Below are 25109 nucleotides of genomic sequence, written 5' to 3'. Positions count from 1 at the left end.
AAAAATACGGGAAAGGATGGCATTATGTGAGGGATTTTGCGTACCTTTGGCAACGATTTATCATCCATGTACAGCCAATGGTAACAACTGCGGAGACCTATCATGTGCCGGTATTGCTTACCGAAAGCGTGGACGGACTGAAGATTCGTCCCAATGGTGTGTATGTAGACGTGACATTCGGAGGCGGAGGTCATAGCCGTGAAATACTCGCCCGACTCGGGAAAGGCGGGCAACTCTACGCATTCGACCAAGATGCCGATGCCGAACAAAACTGCCCCGACGACGACCGCTTCACCTTTGTGAGGTCAAACTTCCGTTATCTGAAAAACTGGATACACTACTACGGAATAGAAAAAATAGATGGTCTGCTGGCCGATTTGGGCGTATCATCCCACCATTTCGATGACGAAACGCGCGGCTTCTCTTTCCGCTTCAACGCACCACTCGACATGAGGATGAACAAACGGGCAAAGACAACAGCTGCCGACATCGTGAATCACTACACCGAAACACAACTCTCCGACCTCTTCTATGGCTATGGCGAACTGAAAAACGCCCGTCGTATGGCCGCCGCAATCGTGAGAGAACGGGCAGAAAACCCCATCGTCACAACACAAGACCTGACCGACTGCATGCGTCCCCTCATCAGAAAAGAGCACGAGAAAAAAGACATGGCACGGCTGTTTCAAGCCCTCCGCATAGAAGTAAACCAAGAGATGACAGCACTCAAAGAGATGTTGGAAAGCGCAACCGAATTGCTCTCCGACGGCGGACGGTTGAGTATCATCACCTATCACAGCCTCGAAGACCGCATGGTGAAAAACCTCATGAAGACCGGCAACACTGACGGAGAACAAAAAAAAGACTTCTTCGGACGCATGGAAACTCCTCTTCAGCCCATCGGTAACAAACCGACCGTACCTTCGGATGATGAGCAACAGCGCAATCCGCGAAGCAGAAGTGCAAAACTAAGGATAGCAGAAAAGAAACAATGAGCACGGAAGAGACCCTAAAAGACCCGCAAAAACAACAGCCACAAGACGCAAATCGACCTCAGAAAAAGGCAGAGAAGACGACAAAAAAAGCCGTTGAGGAAAACCCATCGTTAGGAGAGGCCATCGCGGAACAAGCACGAGAGGACGAGCAACCGCAGTCGTCTAACTTCACCTTACGCGAAATTTTAGGCGGCGACATACTGACTACGCAGACCATACGGCATCAAATATGGCTCATCATACTCATTGTGGGATTTGTCATCGTTTACGTATCCAACCGCTACAGCTGCCAGAAAGACCTGCTCGAAATCGACCGTCTGACCGAACAACTCAAGGATGCAAAGTATAAAGCACTGTCTACCTCAAGCCAATTGACCGAGAAAACACGCGAAAGCAATATCCTGCGGATGCTGAAAAACAGGAAAGACAGCGTACTGCACATCGCCACCCAACCGCCCTACATCATCCAAGTGCCACAATAACATGAGCAAATTCAACCATAAGAAAGTGATACCCCGCTACAGCGCCATCGCCATCGTGATGACACTGGCTGCGGTCGCCGTCGTCGGTAAAGCGCTGTACACGATGACGGCCAAGCGCGATTATTGGTTGAAAGTTGCAGCCCGACAGAAGAAAGACAGCGTAAGTGTGCGGCCGTTGCGTGGCAATATTTTAAGCTGCGACGGTCAACTCATGGCAAGTTCCTTGCCCGAATACAAGATGTATATCGACTTCAAAGCCGGCGGAGAAGAGAAAGACTCACTTTGGCGAATCAAAATAGACAGCATCTGCGACGGACTTCACCGTATCTTCCCTCAACAATCGGCACACGCTTTCAAACGACATTTGGAAGAAGGACATCGCAAGATGAGCCAAAACTGGCCGATATGGGACAAACGCGTAGACTACAGTACATTCTCCGAGGTACGGAAATTGCCCGTGTTTCATCTCTCAAAGTTCAAAGGTGGCTTCCATTGGGAAGAGTTCAATGCCCGCCGTCGACCCTACGGCTCTTTGGCACAACGCACTGTCGGAGATATGTTTGGAGCCAAAGATACCGCACGCTTTGGGCTGGAATTATCCTATGACAGCATTCTGCGGGGTAAAAACGGCATCATCCATCGACGTAAGGTACTCAACAAATTCCTGAATATCACAGACACTCCCCCTGTAGATGGTGCCGACATCGTAACGACCATTGACGTAAGTATGCAGGATTTGGCCGAACGTTCCGTTATAGACCAATTGAAGGAAGTCGGTGGCAATGTGGGCGTAGCTATCGTGATGGAAGTCGGTACCGGTGATATCAAGGCCATCGTAAACATGGAAAAGTGTAAAGACGGAGCCTATCGCGAACGGAAAAACCACGCAATCAGCGACCTGCTGGAACCCGGTTCGGTTTTCAAAACGGCCTCTGTCATGGTAGCACTCGACGACGGTATGGTAGACACAACCTATCATGTGGAAACCGGTACAGGCATCTGGCCGATGTACGGACGCGAGATGCGCGACCACAATTGGCGCAAGGGCGGCTACGGTACGCTGTCACTTCCGCAAACATTGCTGTATAGTTCAAACATCGGAATTAGCAGACTTATCGACAATTGCTACCGAAATAATCCCGAACGATTCGTGCGCGGCATCTATCGACTGGGCCTGGCGCAAGACCTGAAAGTACCACTCATGGGTGCCACAACGCCACGTATCAGAATGCCACGTAAGAACGATAGAGGACAGTGGGTGAATTGGAGCAAGACGGCGTTGCCGTGGATGAGTATCGGCTATGAGACCCAGATACCGCCCATCTCTACTTTAGCGTTCTATAATGCCATAGCCAACGGGGGAAAAATGATGCGTCCAAGGTTTGTCAAACGTATTGTAAAAGACGGAGAGACCGTGATGGATTTCCCGCCCGAAGTGCTTATATCACAGATATGCAAGCCGTCCACATTAGAGAAGATACAGGTTATATTGGAACACGTAGTCAGTCAGGGGCTGGGCAAGAAGGCGGGGTCTCCCCTTTTCAAAGTAGCAGGGAAGACAGGTACGGCTCAGATTTCACAAGGTGTCGGTGGTTATAAGAACGGTACGATGAACTATCTCCTCAGCTTTGCAGGCTATTTCCCTGCCGATAACCCGCGATACAGTTGCATTGTCTGTATACAGAAATCAGGACTCCCTGCCTCTGGCGGTGGTATGTGCGGCCCCGTGTTTTCACGCATTGCAGAGGGAATCATGGCCGAAAGTCTGAAATATGATGTGCACGATGCCCGCGATGCATCTTCGGTGATGGTGCCTGATGTAAAAAGCGGCAACCTATTAGCAGCCGACTACGTGCTTACCCATTTAGGTATCAAAACAGGAAACGGCTGGGGCGGCTCCTATGCCACAGGGAATCCTATCTGGGGAAAAGCTGAACGCAGACAAAGCGATGTGATACTGAAAAAGGAGCCTATATATAATAAGCGATACGTACCCGACGTTCAAGGTATGGGAGCGAGAGATGCGGTCTTCATGATGGAGAGCCGAGGTCTGCGCGTAAAACTCAATGGAAGAGGTCATGTGGTGGAACAGAGCATGCCTGCCGGCCAGCTTATCCGCAAGGGAAGCATCTGCGAATTACGTCTCGAATAACAAAGTAGAACCTTCAATCAACAACAATAGATAATATATGAAGTTAAAGGAATTACTCAAAGGTATTCATCCTACAACCATTATTGGGGAGGAAGATATAGAGATTGCAGCCGTGAACATTGATTCGCGCCGTATTGGCAAGGGACATCTCTTCATTGCCATGAGAGGGACACAGGTTGATGGGCACCGATTCATACCGAAAGCCATAGAACAAGGGGCATCTGCCATTCTGTGTGAGACCATACCCGAACAGCAAAAAGCGGGCGTTACCTACATCGTTGTGTCGTCTACCGAAGATGCTGCGGGCAAAGTAGCCACAATCTTTTACGGCAACCCGTCCATGCGATTGAAGTTAGTCGGTGTGACTGGTACGAATGGAAAGACCACAGTAGCCACCTTATTATATAATATGTTCCGGAAATTTGGTTATAAATGCGGACTGCTCTCCACCGTTTGTAACTATATAGAAGAGGAAGCAGTACCGGCAGACCATACCACGCCTGACCCGATTGCACTGAATCAATTGCTTCATCGCATGGCAGAAAGCGGTTGCGAATACGTGTTTATGGAATGTAGCTCACATGCCATTGCACAGAAACGCATCAGTGGATTACACTTCTCCGGTGGTATCTTTACCAATCTCACTCGCGACCACTTAGACTATCACAAGACTTTCGATAACTACCGTAATGCCAAGAAAGCCTTCTTCGACAGCCTTCCCAAATCATCTTTTGCCATAACGAATGCCGATGACAAAAACGGCATGTATATGGTGCAGAATTGCAAGGCTACCATCAAAACCTATTCTCTCCGCAACATGGCCGACTTCAAAGCCAAAATACTGGAATGCCACTTCGAGGGTATGTACCTTGAAATAGACGGAAGAGAAGTGGGCGTACAGTTTATCGGAAAGTTCAATGTCAGCAATCTGCTGGCCGTATATGGAACCGCTATGATGTTAGGCAAGCAACCCGAAGACATTCTCCTCGCAATGAGCACGCTGAAGAGCGTGAGCGGCAGGCTCGAACCCATCCGTTCGCAAGAAGGGGTAACGGCTGTAGTAGACTATGCCCACACGCCCGATGCTCTTGCGAACGTGCTGAATGCCATTCATGAGGTACTGGACGGCAAGGGTAAGGTTATCACTGTTTGCGGAGCCGGTGGCAACAGAGACAAAGGTAAACGTCCGTTGATGGCACAGGAAGCTGCAAAACAGAGTGACCGAGTGATTATCACCAGTGACAATCCACGTGACGAAGACCCACAAAGCATTATCGACGATATGCTGGCAGGCCTCAACATGCAGCAAAGGAAGAAAACGCTGAGCATTGTCGACCGTAAGGAAGCTATTCGGACAGCCGTTATGATGGCAGAGCGAGGCGACGTTATCCTTATTGCCGGCAAGGGACACGAAACCTATCAGGAAATAAAAGGCGTGAAGCATCACTTCGACGACAAAGAAACCGTGAGCGCCCTTTTCAATGATTAATATCCTAAAAATAAGATAACATGCTGTATTATCTGTTCAGACTTTTAGACCAATTCGGCATACCGGGGGCACATATCTGGGGGTATATTTCCTTCAGAGCACTCCTTGCCATGATTCTGTCTTTGGTTATATCTGCATGGTTCGGAGAGAGATTTATCAAATACCTCAAAAAGAAGCAGATAACAGAGACACAACGAGACGCTTCTATCGACCCCTTCGGTATCAATAAAGTAGGCGTACCATCCATGGGCGGTGTCATTATTATTGCCGCCATTCTCATCCCCGTGCTTCTGTTGGGGCGTATGAGAAACATCTACCTCATTCTTATGATTATCACTACCGTGTGGTTGGGCTTCTTAGGCGGAATGGACGACTATATCAAGATATTCCGTCGCAACAAAGAGGGACTGAAAGGAAAGTACAAAATCATCGGACAGGTAGGCATCGGACTTATCGTAGGCCTTGTGTTATGGTCGTCTCCTGACGTAAAGATGAATGAGAATCTGGCGATACAACGACAAGGTCATGAGACAGTGATTAAGCACCGGACGGAAGCTACCAAGTCGTTGAAAACGACTATCCCTTTTGTCAAAGGTCATAACCTTGATTATTCGCGCATGACAAGTATCTTTGGGAAGTACAGCACGGCAGCAGGGTGGGTGTTGTTTGTCATCATGACCATCATTGTTGTGACCGCAGTGTCCAACGGAGCCAATCTTAACGATGGCATGGATGGCATGTGTGCTGGCAATTCGGCACTCATCGGCGTAGTATTAGGCATACTTGCATATGTGAGTTCGCATATTGAGTTTGCAGCCTACCTTAATATTATGTATATTCCCGGCTCACAGGAATTGGTAGTATTCATGTGTGCCTTTATCGGCGCATTAATCGGTTTTCTGTGGTATAACGCCTATCCTGCGCAGGTGTTTATGGGCGACACGGGGTCGCTAACTATCGGAGGCATCATCGCCGTCTGTGCTATCATTATCCACAAAGAACTGATGCTGCCCATCCTTTGCGGCATCTTCTTTGTAGAAAGCCTGTCGGTTATCATGCAGGTATGGTATTACAAGTTGGGTAAACACAAGGGCGTAAAGCAACGCATCTTCAAACGTACCCCCATTCACGATAATTTCCGCATTCAGGAAAACCAGCTGGAAGCCGATTGCAGATACCTCATCAAGAAGCCGAAAGGTGCCGTGCACGAGTCGAAAATCACCATTCGTTTCTGGATTATCACCATTATCCTCGCAGCACTCACCATCATTACACTTAAGATAAGATAAGCACAGCAGTATGAAAAGAATAGTTGTTTTAGGAGCAGGAGAAAGTGGTGCCGGCTCGGCAGTGCTCGCCAAGAAAGAGGGATTCGACGTATTCGTATCCGATATGTCGGCCATCAAGGATAAATATAAGAAATTACTCAACGACCATGGCATCGCTTGGGAGGAAGGAAAGCATACGGAAGAGAAGATTCTCAATGGCGCCGAGGTGATAAAAAGCCCCGGAATACCCAAAGAAGCACCCATGGTGAGGAAGATTATAGATAAAAGCATTCCTATTATCAGCGAGATAGAGTTTGCAGGAAGATACACCCATGCCAAGATGGTCTGTATCACGGGCAGTAACGGAAAGACCACAACGACATCGCTGATTTATCATATCTTCCGTGAAGCAGGTTATGATGTCGGGCTTGCAGGTAACATCGGCAACAGTCTGGCCTTGCAGGTGGCAGAAGACCCGCATGCCTTTTACATCATAGAACTCAGTTCTTTCCAACTTGACGACATGTTCGATTTCCGTGCCAACATCGCCATTCTGCTCAATATCACTCCCGACCATCTCGACCGTTACGACCATTGCATGCAGAACTACGTGAACGCCAAGATGCGTATCTTACAGAATCAAACAGAGGAAGACAGCTTTATTTTCTGGAACGACGACCCCATCATCAAACGCGAACTACAGAAATACGACATCAAAGCCATGCAGTATCCGTTTTCCGAACTCAAAGAGAATGGCTCCATCGGCTACATCGAGGAAGGACGCTACACCCTTGAAGAGCCCACGCCTTTCAACATGGAGCAGGAGGAACTCAGCCTTACGGGGCGTCATAACATCTATAACTCGCTGGCAGCAGGCATCGCCGGTAGCATTGCAGGTATTAAGAAAGATGTGATACGCAAAAGTCTGAGCGATTTCCCCGGCGTAGAACATCGGTTGGAAAAGGTGGTGAAAGTAGGCGGTGTACAGTATATCAACGACTCGAAAGCCACCAACGTAGATGCCTGTTGGTACGCGTTGGACAGCATGCGCACACCTACCATCCTCATCATCGGCGGCAAAGACAAGGGTAACGACTACGAACCGATTAAAGCCTTGGTCAAAGAAAAGTGTGTGGGGCTGGTTTACCTCGGTGCCGACAACAGCAAATTGCACGACAACTTCGACCATTTAGGGATTCCCGTGCGCGATACTCACAGCATGAAAGAGTGTATGGAGGCCTGCTACGCTATGGCGCGTCCCGGCGATACCGTACTGTTGAGTCCTTGCTGCGCCAGCTTCGATCTGTTCAAAAACATGGAAGACCGCGGCAACCAATTCAAAGCATTGGCGCGAGCACTATAAACGAGAAGTACAGCAGGCAACCTCATGAGCAAGAAAACGACATGAACAAAACTCTCAGTAACATATTCAAGGGCGACAAGGTGGTATGGATGGTGTTCTTCTTCCTCTGCATGATTAGTATTGTAGAGGTATTTTCAGCATCATCGGGACTTACCTACAAGAGCGGAAGCTATTGGGCACCCGTGTTGAAACACGTGGGACTGCTCTCCGTCGGCCTTTTCATGATGGTGCTTGTGCTCAATATTCCTTGCAAATACTTCAAGATCGTTACGCCTTTCCTCATGCCGGCTGCACTTGTTATGCTTCTTGTTGCCATGCTTGTCGGTGTGTCTACCAATGGCGCACAGCGATGGATTAGCATCTTGGGCATTCAGTTTCAACCCTCAGAGATTGCCAAGGGCGGAGTAGTCCTGACTGTTGCCCAGATTCTTGGTGCTATGCAGACCGAAACGGGTGCTGCTCGGAAAACATTTCGTTATATCTTGTGGATCTCCATACCTTACATCGCTCTCATCTTCCGCGAAAACTTCTCCACGGCAGCCCTGCTGGCATTCGTCGTGGTGTGCATGATGTTTATCGGACGCGTATCTCTTAAACAGATAGGAAAGCTATTAGGGGTCGTGACGATTCTCGGGGTTTTATTTGTGGCAAGCATCATGCTGCTTGGCACCGACCGCAACCGAGAGAACACCCGAGGTAACGTTACCGAACGAGTGGAACAGCAACAAGAAGCATCCTCCCACGGAGGAATCCTCACCCGTCTTGACACATGGAAGTCGCGCATCATGAAGTTTATGGACAAAAGGGAAGTGCCTCCCGAAGATTTCGACCTCGACAAAGACGCACAGATAGCTCATTCGAATATCGCCATTGTCTCGTCAAACGTTGTAGGTGTAGGCCCGGGCAATTCCGTAGAGCGCGATTTTCTGTCGCAGGCTTTCTCCGATTTCATCTACGCCATCATTATCGAAGAGTTAGGCATCGCAGGTGCAGCCTTTGTTGCGATGCTTTATATCATACTCCTTTTTCGCGTCCGGCGTATTGCGAACCGCTGTGAGAACAACTTTCCCGCCTTCTTGGTCATGGGTCTCGCTTTGCTTCTTGTCAGTCAGGCGTTGTTCAACATGCTCGTGGCCGTAGGGCTTGCACCTGTCACGGGGCAGCCGCTTCCTCTCATCAGCAAGGGCGGCACCTCCACCATCATCAATTGCATCTACATCGGCGTGATACTCAGTGTCAGTCGGTCGGCCAAGAAAAAGGATATGGCCGATGCCGAATAGATGCTTCCCCCTCCATACTCTACGCGAATTCGGGATAAGAGAATCTTATCCAATAGCCCCAAAGGGGCGACAGACCTTAGATAGGGGTAAGCGATAGCGCAGCCCCTGTGTCGCGGATTCCCGCAGTCTAAGCCCTGAAGGGGTGACAGAACACTAACCCTCCCCCCTCCGTCACCCCTACGGGGTTTATCTTTCTACACATGCTTATCAGGGGTTAAGCTCTTACGAGCTTCACACCCTGCCTAAGGTCTTACGCCCCGTCGGGGCTTACAGCCCAGATAGCCTTATCCAATAGCCCCGAGGGGGCTTACAGTCCGATTGCCTTATCCCGAACCCGCGTATAATATTGCTACCCTGCAAACATCTTCCACATATAAAAGAGGATACAACTATTTTTGGCACACCTTCTATTTGGGAATACGATTACCCTCCTATTGGAGATAGAGAAGGACTTTCATTGGAGGTAGGAGAGGATGTCCATTGGAGGTAGGACAGGATGCCCATTGGAGGTAGGAGAGGATGCCCATTGGAGATAGAACAGGATGTCCATTGGAGGTAGAACAGAACTATTAAAGGCTTCCGGCGAACATCACCATAAAAGAAGACCGCCGAAGCGAGGCTTTAAACCTTGTTCCGGCGGTCTTGCATAGTTCTACTGCTTCGTTCATTCTTCTATCCAAACAAACCTCTGTGCACGTGTGGGGAGGGCTACACCTGGCCTTGCATAGGCCGACAGCGTAATATCGAAGATAAGAGTGGAACAGGCGGGAAGTCCGTTAGAGGTATTTTTAGAACCATAACCTAACTGATAGGGGATATAAACGCGCCATCGGTCGCCGATGTGCATGTGTTGCAAGGCGGTGGCAAAGCCGTCTACCAATCGACTGACCAAGAAGTTTTTGGGAGCATTGGTAGCCGTATCATAGGCGCCCGTCCATGTTTGTTCGAAGATACGGCCTGCAGGATACGATACGGAAGGCAGTAAGCGGCCTTGGTAATGCACGCGGACGGAGTCTGAATAGAACGGACAACCGCTGCCCGTGCCCTGCTTCAACACCTCCACCACGATGTGCGTGTCGGGTGTTTTGGCTGCATCGGCATTGTACGACCAGTTCGCAATAATCTTCCATTGCGTGCTTCCTGAAGCGATTTGCTTCGTAGCGGTCTGATAGAGGTTGTTAAAATAAGTGTCGTTGGTGGCTTTCCAATTGGGATATTCCTCTGTACCGCCCTCGCTTTCACTGCATCCGAGGAGCATGCCCCCCGACAGGATGATGGCTGCGAGCCATGCTAACGGTTTCGTATGTTTCATTTCTTATAATCTCTTTAGTAGGGAAGTGATACTTACTTTATCTTCGATGATGCTTTCCAAGCGGTCGATACCGACGCGTTCCTGCTCCATCGTATCTCGGAAACGCAGGGTGACACAATTGTCTTGCAGCGTATTGTGGTCTATGGTCACACAGTAGGGCGTGCCAATAGCATCTTGTCTGCGATAGCGTTTGCCGATGGCGTCTTTCTCATCATAGTGGGTATTGAACTTAAATCGCAGTGCATCTACAATCTCGCGTGCCTTTTCCGGCAAGCCGTCTTTTTTGACAAGCGGCATTACAGCCAGCTTTACAGGTGCGAGCGGGGCGGGCAGTTTCAGCACGGTACGCGTGTCTCCGCTCTGCAACTGCTCTTCTTCATAGGCGTGACACATCACGGAGAGGAACATACGGTCTACGCCGATACTCGTTTCAATGACGTAAGGTGTGTAACTTTCGTTGGTCTGCGGGTCGAAGTATTTGATATTCTTACCGCTGAACTTCTCGTGTTGCGACAGGTCGAAGTTGGTGCGCGAGTGAATGCCTTCTACTTCCTTGAAACCAAATGGCATGCGGAATTCTATGTCGGAGGCTGCATTGGCATAGTGTGCCAGCTTCTCGTGGTCGTGGAAACGATAGTTCTCGGCACCGAATCCCAATGTCTGATGCCATTTCATGCGTGTCTTCTTCCACGTCTCAAACCATTCCAGCTCTGTTCCGGGCTTAACGAAGAACTGCATTTCCATCTGCTCAAATTCGCGCATACGGAAGATAAACTGCCGTGCCACAATCTCATTACGGAAGGCCTTGCCTATCTGTGCGATGCCGAAAGGCACTTTCATGCGCCCCGTTTTCTGCACATTGAGGTAGTTAACGAAGATGCCCTGTGCCGTCTCCGGTCGCAGATAAATTTTGTTGGTGGCATCCGAGAGCGACCCCATCTCGGTCGAGAACATCAGGTTAAACTGCCGAACGTCTGTCCAATTCTTTGTTCCACTGATGGGATCTGTTATCTCTTCGTCTATGATAATTTGCTTCAACGCCTCCAAGTCCGGGCCTTGCATGGCTTGCGCATACCGTTCGTGCAGGGCATCGCGCTTCTTTTGATGCTCCAACACACGCGGATTGGTGGTGCGAAACTTCGCTTCATCGAAGCTGTCGCCAAACTTCTTCGCCGCCTTAGCTACTTCTTTGTCTATCTTCTCCTCGTATTTGGCAATCTGATCTTCGATGAGCACGTCGGCACGATAGCGTTTCTTCGAGTCCCGATTGTCGATAAGTGGGTCGTTGAATGCATCCACATGTCCGCTCGCCTTCCATACCGTAGGGTGCATGAAGATAGCAGAATCAATGCCCACGATGTTTTCATGCAGCAATACCATGCTCTTCCACCAGTATTCCTTGATGTTATTCTTCAGCTCCACGCCGTTCTGTCCGTAGTCGTACACTGCGCCGAGTCCGTCGTAGATGTCACTGCCGGGGAATACGAAACCATATTCTTTACAGTGGGAAACTATCTTCTTGAAAACGTCTTCTTGTGCCATCATCCTTTGTCTTTGTTTCGTTTTAACTGCGCAAAGATACATATTATTTTTGAAAGAGCAGACAGAGGAAATGCAAAATAACCTTTCGCTCCGGAGGCTGACACATCGTTCGCCGCGCTTTCCGACACCTTCGGTACCACGGACTACAATTAACCATACGAAGCGTGCTACAAGAACGAACAACGGGATGAGCACTTTTCGTATCTCATCCCGTTGCATCTTGTTCCCTCTACCGTTACTTCCGGCGGTCTCTCTCGCGTATCTCCACGCGGCGTATCTTGCCGCTGATGGTCTTGGGGAGTTCCTCTACGAACTTGATAACACGGGGATATTTATAAGGTGCCGTCTCTTTCTTCACGTGCTCCTGCAATTCTTTCACGAGCGCCTCGCCTTGTCTGTCTTTCCAATCCTCGGCCAACACGACAGTGGCTTTCACCAGCATGCCCCTTATCTCATCGGGAACACCTGTAATGGCGCATTCCACAACGGCAGGATGAGTCATCAATGCACTTTCCACCTCAAAGGGGCCGATGCGATAACCGCTGCTCTTGATGACGTCGTCAGTACGTCCTACGAACCAATAATACCCGTCTTCATCGCGCCAAGCCACGTCGCCTGTATAGTAAATGCCATCGTGCCAGGCTTGATGCGTCAGTTCTTCGTCGCGGTAATACTCTTTAAAGAGTCCGAGAGGTTTCTCCTTTCCCACGCGTACCACTATCTGCCCTTTCTCTCCGTCCTCACAAGACGTACCGTCGGGTCTTACCAAATCGATGTCGTACTGCGGATTCGGCATGCCCATGGAGCCGGGTTTGGGCTTCATCCAAGGCATTGTTCCGAGCGTCATCGTCGTCTCTGTCTGGCCGAAACCTTCCATCAGACGAATACCTGTCTTGTCATAAAACTTCTGATAGACGGCTGCATTGAGTGCTTCTCCTGCCGTTGTGCAGTACCGGAGCGAAGAAACGTCGTAGCGGGAGAAGTCTTCGCGCACCATAAAACGATAGACTGTGGGCGGCGCACAGAAAGAAGTAATGTGATATTTGGAAATGCAAGTCAATATCTTCTCTGCTGTAAAGTGCTCATGGTCGAACACAAACACCACAGCCCCTGCAAACCACTGACCGTAGAGCTTGCCCCACACAGCCTTCCCCCAGCCTGTATCGGCCACGGTAAGATGAATGCTGTCTTCCGAAAGGTTGTGCCAGAAAACGCCGGTAGTGATGTGTCCCAAGGCGTAGAGAAAATCATGAGCCACCATCTTGGGCTCTCCGGAGGTGCCGCTGGTGAAATACATGAGCATGGTATCGCTGTTCTCATTCACGTGTTTGGGACGCTTGAAAGGAGCAACAGCCTTCCATTCCTTGTGCCAATCATGGAAACCTTCGGGCACGAGTTCCCCTATGCTGATGAGCGTCTTTACCGTAGGACTTTCCGGCAGTGCACCTTCAACCTGACTGAGCACGTATTCTTCGCCTACGCAGATAATGGCTTTCACACTCGCACGTGTGTTGCGATACACAATATCGTGCGTCGTCAGCATGTGGGTGGCAGGTATCGCCACTGCCCCTATCTTATGTAAAGCCAGCATAGATAACCAAAACTCGTATCGCCGCTTCAATATCAACATCACCATGTCGCCATGTCCGATGCCTAAACTTTGGAAATAAGCGGCCGCTTGATCAGACTGTTCCTTTAAATCGCAAAACGTAAAACGCTTTTCCGTTCCCTCGTCGTTTGTCCAGAGCAACGCTAATTTGTCGGGATGGGTCTCTGCCCAAGCGTCCACCACATCGTAAGCAAAATTGAAATGCTCGGGAACAATAAACCGTAAGTTCTTCTTATAATCCTCCACCGAGGAAAAATGGGTTTGTTTTAAAAATCTTTCTATCATCTTTTTACCTTCATTATATAACTACAGCAAGGAACTTCACAGGTTTTCCTCCTAAAGCCCGCATGCAATGGGGCTGCCTTGCATCGAAATAGAGGCTGTCGCCCTCGTGGAGCACCAACACTTTTTCACCTATCGTAATTTCGAGTATGCCCTCGAGAACAAGGTGGAATTCTTCACCGTCATGCGTATTCTTCGTATGATTCTCATCACCCGGAAGCGGATCAACCTGCGTGAGAAACGGGTCTACCTTTCTGCCTCTGAATCCCGAAGCCAAACTCTGATACTTATAGTCGTTGCCTCGTTCTACCCTGTGGCCTTGGCCTTTTCGGGTAAGATAGTAAGCGCTCATCTTGGGTTCTTCTCCGAATAAGAGCACATTCAGGTCTATTCCGTAACGTTTGGAAATCTTTGCCAGCCGATAAACAGAGGGGTCTGACCGGCCGGCCTCTATGTTATGGTAATGTTCGAGACTGATGCCACACAAATCGGCTACTTCCTCTGCGGGAATATTCAGCACTTCCCGAAGTCCTTTCAATCGTTGTCCTATCTGTTGTATTGCTTCTTCCATATTCTTTTTGGGTTGGTTTCGGGCTCAAAAATACGAAAACTTTCGAGAAACAAAACAATCGTTCGCAGATTTATTTCACCGTTTCTAAATAAAATAAAAATTGCTGCACAAAGCCTTTTTACATGTGCATAAAAACCTGCGCACTTGGCTTTTAAGTGAGCAAAAGATAGAAAACCGGACGCGGAAACATACTCCATTCCGGTCGGTGGCAATCCTCCCTAACACAAAAAAGTATCTCTCCTGTGGGAAAGATACTTTTTCTGATGATTACCAAGCTCAGCGGTTCAACGAATGTTGCGTTCGTTTAAGGCCTTGCTGTATTTGGCTGCATTCTGCAGATGCTCTTCATACGTATGGGCAAAGTTGTGCGTCCCGCTGAAATCCTCTTTGGCACACATATAGAAGTAGTCGTGTTTCACGTAATTGAGCACGGCATCTATACCGGCCACAGTAGGAATACGAATGGGGCCGGGGGGAAGTCCTGTGTTACGATAGGTATTGAACGGGCTGTTTACCTGCAGATGGTTGTTGTAGATACGCTTTAGTTCGAAGCGTTTCAAGGCATATTTCACAGTGGGATCAGCTTGCAAAGGCATGTCGTGTTTCAACCGGTTGTAATACATACCGGCAATCATTGGCTTCTCTTTATCATTGGATGTCTCCTCATCTACGATGCTTGCAAGGGTAATCACTTCGTTCTCAGACAGCCCCATATCACGTGCTTTTTCCGTTCGTTCGTCGTTCCAAAAGTTTTTATTTTCCTCTTTCATACGCTCCAAAAACTTCTCCAAAGAGATGTTCCAGTAAACGTCGTAGGTGTTGGGGATAAACATGCAACCGATGGTCAGCGTGTCGTATCCATACCGCCGGCATACTTCGGGGTCGGTCAAAGCGTGGTAGAGCGCGACACTGTCTATCATCAGTTTTCGCGTTACCTCACCGGCTAACCTGTCGAGGGTACGTACCGAGGGTATAGTAAGGCTGATGGGTGCCTGTGCCCCATTCTTCAAATGACGGAACACCATGAAAGCACCTGTGCCCGGAGCCACTTCGTAGCGGCCGGGGCGTATGTGGTCGGCATACCGGCTGTGTCTCACGAGGGTGCGGAAGCCCGTCATACCATGATGGGAAGCAATGGGTTCGAGCTTGGCATACACAGAGTCTATATTGTCGTTGCTGTCTATATATATATAGGTGGTCGTGGTACGGGCGGACAACGATGAAAAGAAATAGTAATAAATGAGGCCTGCTATCACTGCTAAACAAATGCCCACAGGCACGAGATAGACCTTTCTGAAACCGCTATTCATAAGTTTTCTTTTTTCAAATATATACGTTTATCGACCGGCAAAGGTAATAAATTATTAATGAATACATCCGTAAAACGACTGCGTATTTTTCCTTTCCTTGCATGGGACGTTTCTTTTCGGGGCGTTTCTTTTGGAGAATTGCAGGAAAAACGGTAACTTTGTCATAAAATAACACATGAAGCCCAACCGATGAAACCAAAAGCTTTTTTCCTATTATACTTTTTATACAGCCTATTGGCGATAACGTGGATTACCGCCATTGCCCGACTTTTCGGCAATGATACCATACCTTATCATTGGACACTCACAAGCACTATCGATGCCGAAGGCAGCAAATGGGGCATCTTAGCCTTGCCCGTAGTAGCCTTGTTCCTCTTCAAACTTTTCATCGGAAAAGCCCGGAGTTACCAAGAACGACAAGCAGCGACTACCGACCGACTGACTGCCCAGCGTTATGAAATAGAGCTTCGCGGCATCCGGTTGATTCATTTGATTTGCCAAACACTGCTCTGCTATATCACGTTGGCTGCTGCCGAGTACGTTTCTTTCTTCGGATTAATCGTGGAAATGTTTCTTATCTATCTGATAATGGTCGTCTTCAATACCCGCAGAAAGATAAGAAAACTCACGAGAAAGAGCCTTTCTCACAACAATAACAGAAACTTCTAAAACCCGTAAAAGCCCGTTCGTATGAAAAAAATACAAACCCTGCTCATGGCAATGCTATCCATAGCATTCGCGGCCAACGCACAGACGGTGCGCGTACCCGACGTGAAGGAGTTTAAAACGACAGAAGAATGCAACCGTTATACCTCAACGGCCAATGCCTGCGCCGAATACTACCTCACTCATACACTTGATGAACCCAATGTGCAGGAGGCCGGAAATTTCGTCTATATGTGGACGAACAGCACCGACAAACTGATGCTGAACATTGGCGAGCCTGCACATACCGGCTTCATCGAGTGCATACCCGCCCTTATCGCCTATATGAGTGCATCGGTGATTTACGCAACAACCCACAACCAAAAACAGCCGGACGGGCAGGCACATGAGTACGCCATGCGCCGCGCTTTAGACTTTTACAAACGAAACAAGTCGCTCCTTGGCACTGTGCCTCGTTTGGAAACATATCTAAAAGCACAAGCCGACGGCACATTTTCGATGACAGTGAAGAGGGAGTTTGACGAATTGGCAGCCACCATAGCCAATCCAAACACGCCAAAAACAACATTGAAATAACGTGAGGCTCCTATCGGGAGACGTACTTACAGATGATGGGTATATGACTAAAATAGACCATGTGGCCATGTATGTGGAAGACCTTGAAAAGACAAGGGACTTCTTTATAAAATATTTTCATGCAACGAGTAACGAGGGCTATCATAACCAAACGACCCATTTCCGCTCATATTTTCTTTCATTTGAAGGTGGGGCAAGGCTGGAAATCATGAATAAACGCTCTGTAGTTATCAATCGTTTGAAGCAAGAAGCTACAGGCTATATCCACATTGCTTTCAGTGTAGGTAATAAAGAAAAGGTAGATGCGTTGACGTCTCTCCTGAAAAAGGATGGATACGAAGTTGTAAGCAGACCCCGTACAACGGGAGATGGCTATTACGAAAGTTGCATCGTTGGAGTGGAAGAAAACCTGATTGAAATTACTGAATAATTGTTTCCGTCCGCACAAGTTGACCCCTCTTTTACGTGAGTTCGGGATAAGAGAATCTTATCTAATAGCCCAAAGGGGCGACAGACCTTAGACAGTGGTAAGCAGTAGCGCAACCCCTGTGTCGTGGAATCCCGCTATCTAAGCCCTGAAACGAAGTTCGCTGAAACGGAGAGGAAGCAAAGGGCGACAGAACACTAATCCTCCGTCACCCCTACGGGGTTTATCTTTCCACACATGCTTATCAGGGGTTGCCTTTCCGCTTCACGTCCCGTTTTGCGACGGCGATTTTCAATTACGCTCTTACGAGCTTCACACCCTGCCTAAGCTCTTTCGCCCCCTCGGGGCTTACAGTTCGATAGCCTTATCCCAAACTCGCGTATATCATAATGCTATGAGGCGCAGGGTAAGCGCTGCAAACGCGTAAGATATTAGCCCAGCACGCAGCACCGAGTAGATGACATTTCCCCAAGTAAGCGCTGCAAACACGTAAGATATTAGCCCAGCACGCAGCACCGAGTAGATGACATTTCCCCAAGTAAGCGCTGTAAGCGCGTAAGATATCAGCCCAGCGCATAGCGCTGGGTATAGAGCATTCCCCTAAAAAGAGCGCTGTAAGTGCGACACATCCTTATCAAACATCTATTTGAAAATAAAATAAAAGGGTCTTTCGCACCTACAGCGCTCTTTTCTCTGCCGGTCGTTTACCCAAGGCGTTGCCTTGGGCTGACATCTTACGCGCCTTCAGCGCTTTATTTTGTAACATTGCTTTACCAAAGGCGTTATCATCAGCTATTACCTTTCGCGTCTCCAGCACTTGCCTCTTAATTATTAATGACGCGTAGTTGCAATTCGCACTAATGTATATTTTACCCACTCATAAAGCAGGAATAAGCGCTGAAACGAAGTTCGCTGTACAACGTTACTTAAACATCTGTTCGACAAAGCATAGCTTTAAGAGCGTGAGAGCTATGCTTTGAGCGCGTAAAAGCTATCTTCCTACGGCCTTAAAGCTATGCTTTCTCGGGTGGAATGCTATTGTTCTGTTTTTCAGTAACTTAGCATCGTGTTTTTCAGGGTATAGCTCCATGCTTGTGGTCTGCACCAAAAAGAAGAGAGGCGACTCATCACGAGCCACCTCTCACACCATTATTTTACATATAATCAAATCTTTTTCAGAGTTCCCAACCTATGCCCGAAGCACCCAAGACGGCTGCCGAGGCACCTTCGAGAGAAGAGATGAGGAACATGGCTTTGCCCTTGAAGACGGGCATAACAGACTCTTCGTAGCCTCTGCGGATAGGGTCCATCAGCAGACTGCCCGCCTTCGTGAGGCCGCCGAAGAAGATAAAGGCTTCGGGAGAGGCAAAGGCAGCGAAGTCGGCGCAGGCCTCTCCTAACATCTTACCCGTGAATTCGTAGACGCGTTTGGCAAGTATATCGCCCCGACCGGCGGCTATGGACACATCAAGACTCGTGATTTCTTCGGGTTTCAGCTCGCGCAGGAGCGAAGGTTCTTCGGTGGTTTGCAGCATCTCGCGTGCCGTTCGTGCCACACCGGTGGCAGAGCAATAGGTTTCAAGGCAGCCTTTGCGGCCGCAGCCACACGTGCGTCCGTGTTCCCGACACATAATGACATGGCCGAGCTCGCCGGCAAATCCGTCGCTGCCATAGACCACCTGACCGTTTAGCACGATACCCGAACCGACACCGGTGCCGAGCGTCAGCATGATGAAATTTTTCATACCGCGGGCAACACCGTAAGTCATCTCGCCGATAGCGGCGGCATTGGCATCGTTCGTAATTGCCACAGGAATGCCTATTCTGTCTGAAAACATCTGCGCCAACGGAACTTCCGTGTCGTGTGCCCATGTAAGATTGGGGGCATGCTCTATCGTTCCTTTGTAATAATTGGCATTGGGCGCACCGATGCCCATGGCTTTGATGTTGTCGATTCCTCCCACTTGGTCGATGATGACCTCAAGGGCGGTGCAGGAAGCCTTCACATAGTCGGCCACGCTGGCATAGCCCTGCGTTTTAATAGCAGTAGTGGCTTTGATTTCGCCACGACTGTCCACGATGCCGAACACAGAGTTCGTACCGCCAAGATCGAGGCCTATCACGTAGGGTTTCATTTCGGGTTGATTATCCATACTCGTTTAGTTGTTTGATATAATAGTTGATGTTTACGATAAGGGAGGATACGTTTATCCTGATAACTCTGACAAAGTTATGAAAAATATGGTAGTGTGCAAACTTTTAAGACTGAAATTTGCTCATCTCACTTTATTTTCGCAACTTTGCAGCCACTATGCCATTTCCTTTTCATATCGATATTTTAGACTTGGCTTTAAAAGGCGTTCTCATTGGAATCTTCGCCTCAGCGCCTATGGGACCGGTAGGAGTCTTGTGTGTGCAACGCACGTTGAACAAAGGCCGATGGTACGGTTTTGTGACCGGAGTCGGGGCTTGCGTGAGCGACATCATCTATGCTCTCATCGCAGGACTTGGCATGAGTTTTATCATGGACTTGATTACACAGCCTCACACGCGGTTTGTATTGCAGCTGTTTGGCAGCGTGATGCTCATGCTCTTCGGGCTGTATTGCTTCAAAAGCAATCCCACAAAGAAGATGCACGTGAGCGGCAACAAGAAAGGGACGCTTATCCACAACGGCGTGACTGCCTTTTTAGTCACGTTTTCCAATCCTTTGATTCTCTTTCTCTTCGTGGCGTGTTTCGCGCAATTTGCCTTTGTCATGCCCGGACACCCGCTGGAGACAGGCATGGGATTCCTCGGCATCGTGCTCGGCGCACTGCTGTGGTGGTTCGGACTGACGTGGCTCATCGATAAGATACGCGGCCGTTTCACCAACGACGGAATCCTGTTAATCAACAAGATTATCGGGGGCGTCGTGGTATTCTTCTCCATTCTCATGCTCATAGGAACCCTTTTCAACATCTACACGTTCCAATATTGACGGCGCAAAGATGCTTCCAAGCATTTCGGAAGAGACCCGCACACGCCCCAATACATGCTCAACCAACTTCGACAAGATGTATATTGCACAAGAATTACGAAAAAAAAGCATTGCCGAATACCTGCTGTATATGTGGCAGGTAGAAGACCTCATCCGCGCATACGACTGCTCGCTGAGCCGCATCCGTAAAGAATATATCGGAAACTTCTCCTATTCCGACACACAAAAAGAAGAGATGACCGATTGGTACGGCAACCTCGTGCGCATGATGAACGAAGAAGGATGCCGGGAACGCGGACATCTGCAAATCAACAAACTCGTGGTCGAACAGCTCAGAGAGCTGCACGCCATGCTGCTCCGCTCCAATAAATTCCCCTTCTACACGGCAGAATATTACAAAGTGCTGCCCTTTATCGTAGAGCTTCGCAACCGCGGCGACAAAGAAAAAGACGAAATCGAAACCTGCCTCGAATCCCTCTACGGCGTGATGCTGCTGCGATTGCAGAAAAAAAACATAAGCACCGAGACACAGCATGCCATCACCGAAATCACCACCTTCATCGGCATGCTCGCCGACTACTATCAAAAGGACAAAACCGAAGGCCTCCGCTTCGAGGACGAATAAAAGAAAACAGACCATCCACTTGATAACATGAACGTATTGATAACCGGATGCAACGGACAGCTCGGTAGAGAACTCCGCCTGTTGCAAAAAGAAAACGACGACATCCGCTGGACAAACGCCGACATCGAAGAACTCGACATCACCGACCCCACAGCCATCGAAGCCTACGTAGACAAACATCGCATCGATTCCATCGTAAACTGCGCCGCCTATACCGCTGTAGACAAAGCCGAAGAAGATGCCGAACGATGCCGCATCCTCAACGCCCTTGCCCCCGAATACCTCGCCCGCGCGATGGCCAAACACGGCGGACGACTCATTCAAATCTCAACCGACTACGTCTTCGACGGCACCGCCCATCAACCCTATACCGAGACCGACACCCCCCGCCCCACAGGCGTTTACGGACAAACAAAGCTCTCCGGAGAACGCGCCGCCATCGCCGCATGCCCCGACACCATCGTCATCCGCACGGCATGGCTCTACAGTCCGTTCGGCAACAACTTCGTGAAAACCATGCTCCGCTTAGGACGCGAACGCGAAAACCTCGGCGTCGTCTTCGACCAAATCGGCACACCGACCTACGCCCACGACCTTGCCATCGCCATCGTCGCAGCCTTGCGCAAGCCCTTACCGGCCGGCATCTATCACTTCACCAATGAAGGCGCAACTTCGTGGTACGACTTCGCCGTCGCCATCCATCGCATCGCCCGCATCCACACCTGCACCGTCCACCCCTTGCACACGGCCGAATATCCCACACCCGCCCAGCGACCATTCTATTCGCTGCTCGACAAAACGAAAATCAAACGCACACTCGGCATCGAAATCCGACATTGGGAAGACGCACTCAACCACTGCATCGACCGGCTCGAAGCCTAATCCAAACCCGCTACACCTATGAACGAAATAGAAAGAAGACGCACCTTCGCCATCATATCCCACCCCGACGCCGGCAAAACCACACTCACCGAGAAGTTCCTCCTCTTTGGAGGACAAATCCAAGTCGCCGGCGCCGTTAAAAACAACAAAATAAGAAAGTCCGCCACATCCGACTGGATGGACATCGAAAAGCAACGCGGCATCTCCGTATCCACCTCCGTCATGGAGTTCGACTACGGCGACTACAAAGTAAATATCCTCGACACACCAGGCCACCAAGACTTCGCCGAAGATACCTACCGAACCCTCACTGCCGTCGATTCCGTCATCATCGTCGTAGACGGAGCCAAAGGCGTCGAGACCCAAACACGCCGCCTCATGGAAGTCTGCCGCATGAGAAACACCCCCGTCATCATCTTCATCAACAAGATGGACCGCGAAGGACGCGACCCGTTCGACCTACTCGACGAACTCGAACACGAACTCCAAATACAAGTCCGCCCGCTCTCGTGGCCTATCAATCAGGGGGCAAAGTTCCAAGGCGTCTACAACATCTACGAGCAACGCCTCAACCTCTTCCGACCCGACAAACAACGCGTCACCGAAACCGTCGAGGTAGACATCAGCAGCACCGAGCTCGAAGCCCACGTAGGCGATGCCGATGCCCGCAAACTCCGCGACGACTTGCAGCTCGTCGAGGGCGTTTATCCCCCCTTCGACGTGGCCGACTACCTCGACGCACGCCTCGCGCCCGTCTTCTTCGGCAGCGCGCTCAACAATTTCGGCGTGCAGGAGCTCCTCGACTGCTTCGTACGCATCGCACCAAGTCCGCGGCCGGTCGCAGCCGTCGAGCGCATCGTGCAACCCGACGAACAGAAGTTCACCGGCTTCATCTTCAAGATTACAGCCAACATCGACCCCAACCACCGCTCCTGCATCGCCTTCTGCAAGGTCTGCAGCGGGCGATTTGAGCGCAACAAGCCCTATTTACACGTCGCGCAGGGGAAAACGATGCGCTTCTCCTCCCCCACACAGTTCCTCGCCCAGCGCAAGAGCACGATAGACGAAGCCTACGCCGGCGACATCGTAGGCCTGCCCGACAACGGCGTCTTCAAAATCGGCGACACCTTGTCCGAAGGCGAACAACTCCACTTCAAAGGCTTGCCTTCCTTCTCACCGGAACTTTTCAAATACATCGAGAACGCCGATCCCATGCGCAGCAAACAATTCATCAAGGGCGTAGAGCAGTTGATGGATGAGGGGGTCGCACAGCTTTTTGTCAAAGACTTCGATGGCAGGCGAATTATCGGAACAGTCGGACAACTTCAGTTTGAGGTCATCCAATACCGCTTGGAACATGAGTACAACGCCTTGTGCCGCTGGCAACCGGTACATTTATTCAAGGCCTGCTGGATTGATGCCGACTCCGACGACGAATTAGCTGCCTTCAAAAAGCGGAAATACCAGTACATGGCGAAAGACAGAGACGGACGAGACGTGTTCCTCGCTGATTCGAGCTATGTACTCGCCATGGCACAGCAGGATTTCGAGCACATTCACTTTCATTTCACTTCCGAGTTCTAAGTCGGGAGGCTCTTGCAACAGTCACTACCGAGCTGACTGTTGCAAGATATGTAAAGCTCGGTTCACTATGTCGGATTTCTCATTGACAACTTGGAAATACTCGCTGACATTCCATAAATCACGGGCGACGAGACCTTTCAGCTGCATGCGGATGTAGTCGAGCGTGCGGCGGCGTTCTTCGGCATCTGCGGGTTTGATGTCCAATCGCTCGCCTTCAGCTAAAATGCTGTCGAGCTCCTCGGCGGGCACTTCGTAGCGGGAGTTAAAATCATCGAAGCTCTTATATAGGGCTTTGAGACGTTTCCGATGTTGGTCGAAGTAGCGCAAATGAGCATTGATAATAATGCTTTTGGCCATGAGCTTGCGGTGAAAGCTCGTGAAATGGAGCGTATCGAGCGAAACAAAGTCATCGGGCATGATGCCGCCGCCTCCATATACCGTGCGACCTAAGCGGAGCGTCTTGTAGCGTAGTGAATCGGCAAAATGAATGCTGTCGGCGTGCATGAGCTCGCCTCTTTTTAGTCGGTTATCAAGTTCAGAAGCATAGTCGCGTAGTCCGCCTTTCCGATAGGGCTTTTGAATGCAACGGCCGGCAGGTGTATAGTAATGGGCTATGGTTAAACGAATCATGCTGCCATCCGGAAGGTCTACGGGACGCTGCACAAGACCTTTTCCGAAAGACCTGCGGCCAACGATAGTGCCGCGGTCTTGGTCTTGCAAAGCTCCCGCTACAATTTCAGAGGCAGAAGCAGAAAATTCATCTATCAATACTACAATTTGCCCCTTGCGCATACATCCGTTGCCATCTGCGCGGTATTCGGCATTCTGTACATAATTCCTGCCCTTGGTATAAACAATCATGTCTCCCTTGTCGAGAAACTCGTTGGCTACTTTTACGGCTGCTTCCATATAGCCGCCGCCATTTTCCTGCAAGTCGAGTATCAAATGCTGCATTCCTTTGCTTCTCAGGCGAGAGAGTGCATTCATGAACTCGTTGTATGTAGTTGCGGCAAAATTGCCGATACGGATATAACCAATGCCGGGACGAATCATATAAACTGCATCGACAGAATACAAAGGAATCTTGTCACGTTTGATAGAGAATGATAGCATGCCTTTGATACCCGGACGTATGATGCCTACTCTGACTATCGAGCCATGAGTACCACGAAGTTTGCGCACCATTTCTTCGCGCGAGAGCTTCACACCGGCGATAACGGTATCATCTACATTTACAATTCGGTCGCCGGCAAGAATACCGGCACGAGCTGACGGACCACCGGAGATAGTTTGCACAACCATGAGTGTATCTGTAAATACATTGAACTGAATACCGATACCATCGAAACTACCTTGCAGCGGCTCATTCATTGCTTTCACTTCTTTGGCAGAGATATAAGAAGAATGTGGATCGAGTTTTTCGAGCATGCCGCGTATCGCATCTTCCACTAAGCTCTCTTCGTTGACTGAATCGACATATAAATTATTAATGGCCATTTCAGCAAACTGCAATTTATAAATCGGCGACTCTCTGCCTAACCGAATGGTGGTCTGTGCATTGGCTGTAGGCATCATCCAACCCATAGCAAAGAGCAAGAAAAGCAGTAATTTTAAATCAAAGTAGATGAAATGAGTCATGTTGAAAGCTCTATCTTTTAAGGAATTGTTCATAAGGGTATGTTTTATAAGTAAATGAATGAAAAGGGAATCAGAA

At 49.4% G+C, this 25109-nt stretch carries 21 protein-coding genes; 14 read left to right on the top strand and 7 right to left on the bottom strand.

Annotation, left to right across the window (positions count from 1 at the left end; all coding sequences use genetic code 11):
• The first annotated feature begins 77 nt into the window (after nt 1-77).
• Genes rsmH through HMPREF0658_RS08355 form a run of 7 tightly spaced genes read left to right on the top strand, consistent with a single transcriptional unit; the run spans nt 78 to nt 9029 of the window.
• Nucleotides 78-995, top strand: coding sequence for a 16S rRNA (cytosine(1402)-N(4))-methyltransferase RsmH (rsmH, locus tag HMPREF0658_RS08385; RefSeq protein ID WP_006950145.1), 918 nt, complete (start codon nt 78-80; stop codon nt 993-995).
• Nucleotides 992-1477 carry an FtsL-like putative cell division protein gene (locus HMPREF0658_RS08380; RefSeq protein ID WP_006950144.1) on the top strand — a complete coding sequence of 162 codons (486 nt, stop codon included), beginning with the start codon at nt 992-994 and terminating at the stop codon, nt 1475-1477. Before rsmH ends, HMPREF0658_RS08380 begins: the two co-directional genes overlap by 4 nt.
• A 1-nt stretch (nt 1478) precedes the next feature.
• The gene (locus HMPREF0658_RS08375) at nt 1479-3629 is read left to right on the top strand and encodes a penicillin-binding protein (protein ID WP_006950143.1); all 2151 of its coding nucleotides are present in this window, start codon (nt 1479-1481) and stop codon (nt 3627-3629) included.
• 37 nt (nt 3630-3666) lie between these two features.
• Complete coding sequence (locus HMPREF0658_RS08370; protein ID WP_006950142.1) at nt 3667-5118, top strand: UDP-N-acetylmuramoyl-L-alanyl-D-glutamate--2,6-diaminopimelate ligase; 1452 nt, start codon at nt 3667-3669, stop codon at nt 5116-5118.
• A gap of 20 nt (nt 5119-5138) precedes the next feature.
• Nucleotides 5139-6407, top strand: coding sequence for a phospho-N-acetylmuramoyl-pentapeptide-transferase (locus HMPREF0658_RS08365; protein WP_006950141.1), 1269 nt, complete (start codon nt 5139-5141; stop codon nt 6405-6407).
• Nucleotides 6408-6417: 10 nt separating this feature from the next.
• Nucleotides 6418-7749, top strand: coding sequence for a UDP-N-acetylmuramoyl-L-alanine--D-glutamate ligase (gene murD / locus HMPREF0658_RS08360; protein WP_006950140.1), 1332 nt, complete (start codon nt 6418-6420; stop codon nt 7747-7749).
• A 41-nt stretch (nt 7750-7790) separates the two neighbouring features.
• Nucleotides 7791-9029: an FtsW/RodA/SpoVE family cell cycle protein gene (locus HMPREF0658_RS08355; RefSeq protein WP_006950139.1), complete on the top strand. Its 1239-nt coding sequence runs from the start codon at nt 7791-7793 to the stop codon at nt 9027-9029.
• Between the two features lie 664 nt (nt 9030-9693).
• Here HMPREF0658_RS08355 and HMPREF0658_RS08350 read toward each other — a convergent pair.
• From HMPREF0658_RS08350 to mltG, 5 genes are all read right to left on the bottom strand, one after another.
• Nucleotides 9694-10341 (bottom strand): BamJ family beta-barrel-assembly machinery protein, encoded by a 648-nt coding sequence (locus HMPREF0658_RS08350; RefSeq protein ID WP_006950137.1) that lies wholly within the window; start codon nt 10339-10341, stop codon nt 9694-9696.
• Nucleotides 10342-10344: 3 nt separating this feature from the next.
• Nucleotides 10345-11883, bottom strand: coding sequence for a glycine--tRNA ligase (locus HMPREF0658_RS08345; protein ID WP_024990874.1), 1539 nt, complete (start codon nt 11881-11883; stop codon nt 10345-10347).
• A gap of 235 nt (nt 11884-12118) precedes the next feature.
• The gene (locus HMPREF0658_RS08340; RefSeq protein WP_006950135.1) at nt 12119-13777 is read right to left on the bottom strand and encodes an AMP-binding protein; all 1659 of its coding nucleotides are present in this window, start codon (nt 13775-13777) and stop codon (nt 12119-12121) included.
• 13 nt (nt 13778-13790) lie between these two features.
• Entirely contained in the window at nt 13791-14345 is a 555-nt protein-coding gene (locus tag HMPREF0658_RS08335; protein ID WP_006950134.1) for a helix-turn-helix domain-containing protein, read from the bottom strand.
• 284 nt (nt 14346-14629) lie between these two features.
• The gene (gene mltG / locus HMPREF0658_RS08325) at nt 14630-15655 is read right to left on the bottom strand and encodes an endolytic transglycosylase MltG (protein WP_006950133.1); all 1026 of its coding nucleotides are present in this window, start codon (nt 15653-15655) and stop codon (nt 14630-14632) included.
• Nucleotides 15656-15844: 189 nt separating this feature from the next.
• Between mltG and HMPREF0658_RS08320 the strand changes: the two genes are divergently transcribed.
• The 3 genes from HMPREF0658_RS08320 to HMPREF0658_RS08310 are packed head-to-tail and all read left to right on the top strand — an operon-like array spanning nt 15845 to nt 17327.
• A complete protein-coding gene (locus HMPREF0658_RS08320) occupies nt 15845-16324 on the top strand; it encodes a DUF1648 domain-containing protein (protein WP_006950132.1) in 480 nt (159 codons plus the stop codon).
• Nucleotides 16325-16345: 21 nt separating this feature from the next.
• Nucleotides 16346-16897: a hypothetical protein gene (locus HMPREF0658_RS08315; protein WP_006950131.1), complete on the top strand. Its 552-nt coding sequence runs from the start codon at nt 16346-16348 to the stop codon at nt 16895-16897.
• Nucleotides 16898-16940: 43 nt separating this feature from the next.
• Nucleotides 16941-17327, top strand: a complete 387-nt coding sequence (locus tag HMPREF0658_RS08310; protein ID WP_006950130.1) for a VOC family protein — start codon at nt 16941-16943, stop codon at nt 17325-17327.
• A gap of 1172 nt (nt 17328-18499) precedes the next feature.
• Here HMPREF0658_RS08310 and HMPREF0658_RS08300 read toward each other — a convergent pair.
• Nucleotides 18500-19477 (bottom strand): ROK family protein, encoded by a 978-nt coding sequence (locus tag HMPREF0658_RS08300; RefSeq protein ID WP_006950128.1) that lies wholly within the window; start codon nt 19475-19477, stop codon nt 18500-18502.
• Between the two features lie 158 nt (nt 19478-19635).
• On the opposite strand from HMPREF0658_RS08300, the gene HMPREF0658_RS08295 reads away from it, so the two are divergent.
• The 4 genes from HMPREF0658_RS08295 to HMPREF0658_RS08280 all read left to right on the top strand — a co-directional run bounded on the left by HMPREF0658_RS08295 (nt 19636) and on the right by HMPREF0658_RS08280 (nt 23395).
• The gene (locus tag HMPREF0658_RS08295) at nt 19636-20304 is read left to right on the top strand and encodes a LysE family translocator (RefSeq protein ID WP_006950127.1); all 669 of its coding nucleotides are present in this window, start codon (nt 19636-19638) and stop codon (nt 20302-20304) included.
• A 76-nt stretch (nt 20305-20380) separates the two neighbouring features.
• Nucleotides 20381-20929, top strand: coding sequence for a DUF4924 family protein (locus HMPREF0658_RS08290; protein WP_024990871.1), 549 nt, complete (start codon nt 20381-20383; stop codon nt 20927-20929).
• Between the two features lie 27 nt (nt 20930-20956).
• Nucleotides 20957-21811, top strand: a complete 855-nt coding sequence (gene rfbD, locus HMPREF0658_RS08285; protein WP_006950125.1) for a dTDP-4-dehydrorhamnose reductase — start codon at nt 20957-20959, stop codon at nt 21809-21811.
• 18 nt (nt 21812-21829) lie between these two features.
• Complete coding sequence (locus HMPREF0658_RS08280) at nt 21830-23395, top strand: peptide chain release factor 3 (protein WP_006950124.1); 1566 nt, start codon at nt 21830-21832, stop codon at nt 23393-23395.
• 24 nt (nt 23396-23419) lie between these two features.
• On the opposite strand, the gene HMPREF0658_RS08275 is transcribed toward HMPREF0658_RS08280, so the two are convergent.
• Nucleotides 23420-25066: a S41 family peptidase gene (locus HMPREF0658_RS08275; protein ID WP_006950123.1), complete on the bottom strand. Its 1647-nt coding sequence runs from the start codon at nt 25064-25066 to the stop codon at nt 23420-23422.
• Nucleotides 25067-25109: the final 43 nt, after the last annotated feature.

This window comes from Hoylesella marshii DSM 16973 = JCM 13450, from assembly GCF_000146675.1.
GTDB classification, from domain to species: Bacteria; Bacteroidota; Bacteroidia; order Bacteroidales; family Bacteroidaceae; genus Prevotella; species Prevotella marshii.
The sequence above is the reverse complement of the archived record's forward strand: the minus strand, read 5'-3'. Positions and strand labels throughout refer to the sequence as shown.

What these genes read in the sequence shown, in the direction of transcription:
- HMPREF0658_RS08310 (WP_006950130.1), top strand. Translation starts at nt 16,941, where the DNA reads ATGACTAAAATAGACCATGTGGCCATGTATGTGGAAGACCTTGAAAAG.
- HMPREF0658_RS08370 (WP_006950142.1), top strand. Translation starts at nt 3,667, where the DNA reads ATGAAGTTAAAGGAATTACTCAAAGGTATTCATCCTACAACCATTATT.
- rfbD (WP_006950125.1), top strand. Translation starts at nt 20,957, where the DNA reads ATGAACGTATTGATAACCGGATGCAACGGACAGCTCGGTAGAGAACTC.
- HMPREF0658_RS08340 (WP_006950135.1), bottom strand. Translation starts at nt 13,777, where the DNA reads ATGATAGAAAGATTTTTAAAACAAACCCATTTTTCCTCGGTGGAGGAT.
- mltG (WP_006950133.1), bottom strand. Translation starts at nt 15,655, where the DNA reads ATGAATAGCGGTTTCAGAAAGGTCTATCTCGTGCCTGTGGGCATTTGT.
- HMPREF0658_RS08375 (WP_006950143.1), top strand. Translation starts at nt 1,479, where the DNA reads ATGAGCAAATTCAACCATAAGAAAGTGATACCCCGCTACAGCGCCATC.
- murD (WP_006950140.1), top strand. Translation starts at nt 6,418, where the DNA reads ATGAAAAGAATAGTTGTTTTAGGAGCAGGAGAAAGTGGTGCCGGCTCG.
- HMPREF0658_RS08335 (WP_006950134.1), bottom strand. Translation starts at nt 14,345, where the DNA reads ATGGAAGAAGCAATACAACAGATAGGACAACGATTGAAAGGACTTCGG.
- HMPREF0658_RS08280 (WP_006950124.1), top strand. Translation starts at nt 21,830, where the DNA reads ATGAACGAAATAGAAAGAAGACGCACCTTCGCCATCATATCCCACCCC.
- HMPREF0658_RS08295 (WP_006950127.1), top strand. Translation starts at nt 19,636, where the DNA reads ATGCCATTTCCTTTTCATATCGATATTTTAGACTTGGCTTTAAAAGGC.
- HMPREF0658_RS08350 (WP_006950137.1), bottom strand. Translation starts at nt 10,341, where the DNA reads ATGAAACATACGAAACCGTTAGCATGGCTCGCAGCCATCATCCTGTCG.
- HMPREF0658_RS08365 (WP_006950141.1), top strand. Translation starts at nt 5,139, where the DNA reads ATGCTGTATTATCTGTTCAGACTTTTAGACCAATTCGGCATACCGGGG.
- HMPREF0658_RS08275 (WP_006950123.1), bottom strand. Translation starts at nt 25,066, where the DNA reads ATGAACAATTCCTTAAAAGATAGAGCTTTCAACATGACTCATTTCATC.
- HMPREF0658_RS08320 (WP_006950132.1), top strand. Translation starts at nt 15,845, where the DNA reads ATGAAACCAAAAGCTTTTTTCCTATTATACTTTTTATACAGCCTATTG.
- HMPREF0658_RS08355 (WP_006950139.1), top strand. Translation starts at nt 7,791, where the DNA reads ATGAACAAAACTCTCAGTAACATATTCAAGGGCGACAAGGTGGTATGG.
- HMPREF0658_RS08315 (WP_006950131.1), top strand. Translation starts at nt 16,346, where the DNA reads ATGAAAAAAATACAAACCCTGCTCATGGCAATGCTATCCATAGCATTC.
- HMPREF0658_RS08345 (WP_024990874.1), bottom strand. Translation starts at nt 11,883, where the DNA reads ATGGCACAAGAAGACGTTTTCAAGAAGATAGTTTCCCACTGTAAAGAA.
- HMPREF0658_RS08290 (WP_024990871.1), top strand. Translation starts at nt 20,381, where the DNA reads ATGTATATTGCACAAGAATTACGAAAAAAAAGCATTGCCGAATACCTG.
- HMPREF0658_RS08300 (WP_006950128.1), bottom strand. Translation starts at nt 19,477, where the DNA reads ATGGATAATCAACCCGAAATGAAACCCTACGTGATAGGCCTCGATCTT.
- rsmH (WP_006950145.1), top strand. Translation starts at nt 78, where the DNA reads ATGGTAACAACTGCGGAGACCTATCATGTGCCGGTATTGCTTACCGAA.
- HMPREF0658_RS08380 (WP_006950144.1), top strand. Translation starts at nt 992, where the DNA reads ATGAGCACGGAAGAGACCCTAAAAGACCCGCAAAAACAACAGCCACAA.